Here is a 1,006-nt window from a genome sequence, read left to right as displayed (position 1 = left end):
AAAAATTCCAAGTATTGCAATTTAAATTCTCCGTATTCGCGTAAAAACGATCCTTATTGTCATCCTTCCGAAACTTATTCCGGCTTACAGGAAAGTTAAAAATGTTAATATCATCAACGGTCCGAACGAAAGAGAATTTACATTTATTAGCACAAAAAATCCTCCACCACATTTCCCAGCATTAAGGAACACACTGGAAAACTGGTGGAGGATTATCATAATTCATAAAGAAGCGGGAAAGGCATGGCTCTTCACTCACATGCCCTTTCCGAAGAAAATATCCATATCAACGGAATATCACACCTACGGGATGAATGCCAGCCTCATAGGTTCTCAACAAACTACCGTTGCGGGAATACACATACACAACCCCGCGCTTGTCATAGTCGTTCGGCCCCTTGTCCGAACAAACATACCACTCACCCGTAAGAGGATTGGCATCAATGGACGCAGGCATAGCCGGCGGATTGGCATCCAGCAGATTCCTGACAACAACGGTTCCGGTTCTTGCGTCATAGACATTGGAAGTCACCCGGGCCTTATTGGCGGCATAATCGGCCTCCATACTGACCACCGCTACCTGTCCGGCCGAAGTCACGGCCACCATTCCTCCTCCGGCAAAGTCCGTCACAGCGTTGTTCTCCTCCGGAGCGATGCGCTGCACCTTGGCGGCTACATCATCATAGTTTCCGCGGCATACAACAAAAAGGTACCGGCCGGCCGGTTCGGCCACAATCTGTCCCGGATTAAGCCCCACGGCAATATCACCGGTTTTCTCGCCCGTGGCCACATCAACCACAGCCACACGCAAGCCATTGACATAACCGTCGTCATAGTTATAACCATCAGAAATTGTGGCATAAACCTTGCCGTCAAGAGCGGCAAGTCCGGCAGGATTAGGCCCCACCTCCTCACGGCGATCAATGGCATGAGTCAGCGTATCGAGACGGCTCACATAACCGTCGTTATTGGCAATGAACACATAACCGCCGGCACCGCAAACGGC

1 protein-coding gene is annotated in these 1,006 nt (G+C 50.0%); it reads right to left on the bottom strand.

What is annotated here, in order from left to right; genetic code table 11:
* Positions 1–286: 286 nt before the first annotated feature.
* A partial coding sequence (locus C5S62_RS13540) for a YncE family protein (RefSeq protein WP_371411183.1) occupies positions 287–1,006 on the bottom strand: 720 nt, incomplete at its 5' end.

This window comes from Prevotella sp. MGM2 (assembly GCF_002933955.1).
GTDB lineage: Bacteria > Bacteroidota > Bacteroidia > Bacteroidales > Bacteroidaceae > Alloprevotella.
Note: the sequence above shows the minus strand (reverse complement) of the source record. Positions and strands in the feature narration are given on the sequence as shown.